Origin of the sequence: Bartonella sp. LB28NMGDW (genome assembly GCF_042194435.1) — a bacterium.
Classification (GTDB): Bacteria; Pseudomonadota; Alphaproteobacteria; order Rhizobiales; family Rhizobiaceae; genus Bartonella; species Bartonella grahamii.
The window spans coordinates 1-1,241 of record NZ_JBHIMX010000087.1 but is presented as its reverse complement, the minus strand read 5'-3'; the positions used below and the strand labels follow the sequence as shown (position 1 = coordinate 1,241).

The 1,241-nt window shown below is 39.1% G+C and carries 2 protein-coding genes; both read left to right on the top strand.

Annotated elements, in window-relative coordinates:
- Positions 1-108 precede the first annotated feature (108 nt).
- Entirely contained in the window at positions 109-963 is an 855-nt protein-coding gene (locus tag ACFIKG_RS09285; RefSeq protein WP_375652198.1) for a hypothetical protein, read from the top strand.
- Positions 960-1,241: hypothetical protein (locus ACFIKG_RS09280; protein ID WP_375652197.1), on the top strand; the 282-nt coding region annotated here is incomplete at its 3' end. The genes ACFIKG_RS09285 and ACFIKG_RS09280, both read left to right, overlap by 4 nt.

The window sequence follows — 1,241 nt, the reverse complement described above, 5'->3', positions numbered from 1 at the left end:
TTGCCCATTTGTCAGCCTGGTGCTGTCATCCCGAAGAGAAGTGTCGAAAAGCGCTTAAACAGCCCGTTTTGTAAAAGGTATAAAAATGCATCTGAATGCAAGCCTTAAGTGATAATCAACAATCCGCCATCTTTGCCTTTGCTTGGAACGGCGGGATTGTTTCCTCACGCACATTATTTAACGGATGAAGAACAACAGAATTTACAAAAAGGCTCTGATGGCAACAGGCGTATGTTCTATAATGGTATTTCTAATTCATCTGATGAAGCAGCCCGTAATGCCGTCAAAATGGCTGATAATGCGCATGAACCCCTTTATTTTACCTACCACCCACAAGCTAAAGACAGGCTCGTAGAGATCGGAGTAGCGATTTATGAGTATTTTGGGAGATGGAGTAATTCGACCAAGAAGTTACAAGATTTTGTCTATCGTTATGGTAATACAGGGGCGATTGTTAGTGCGCATAGTCGTGGTAGCTTAACAGTAGGCAATGGAATGCGTGACTTTGAACAGCATGGCATTCACGGTATAGCAGAAAAAACAGATATTTATCTTTATGGACCAGCGGATCATGCTCAATCGATAGCGAATGCATTATATGTCGTAAGCGATGGCAAAAATGATCATGTTTACTTACAAAGCCATGCATCTGACCCTATTAGTACGTTGTTTGGTTACAATGCACCTACTTTTTATAAAGTACCTTTAAATCTAGATTTTTCACTTTTGGAGAAAGGTATAAAAAATCCTTTATATATGACGCTGTTTGTAGGAAACAGTTTATTGACTACAGCAACCTCTCCATTGATAGAGGGAGGGAGGGCGTTAGGCGGTTATGATCCTAGTCCCCATAATTGTTATGGTGATGCAAGTAAAGCGTGTATAACTAATTATGGAACATCTCCTACTAAACAAATTCATTCAATTTATTCGACTTTAGATCATTTATGGAAGAAAAAATGAGACAAATTTTAAAATTATTGAGTGGTATAGTCCTATTAAGTGTGACTGGATGTGACATATCAAAAATTGACAGCAGTCCTCCAGAGTACGTGAGTATGTGGGAGAAGGCAGGTGCAGATTCTACTGAGGTAGGAAAAGCCTTATTAGAATGTGGAATGCCGAGTCTTATTGATGCTGATTCAGAAAATAGAAAGCTTAGTGTTAATGAGGATGCAACAATTTATGCTTGCATGGTTCAATCAGGATTCCATTATAAAGGGAGAGGAAACTGGTGTTAT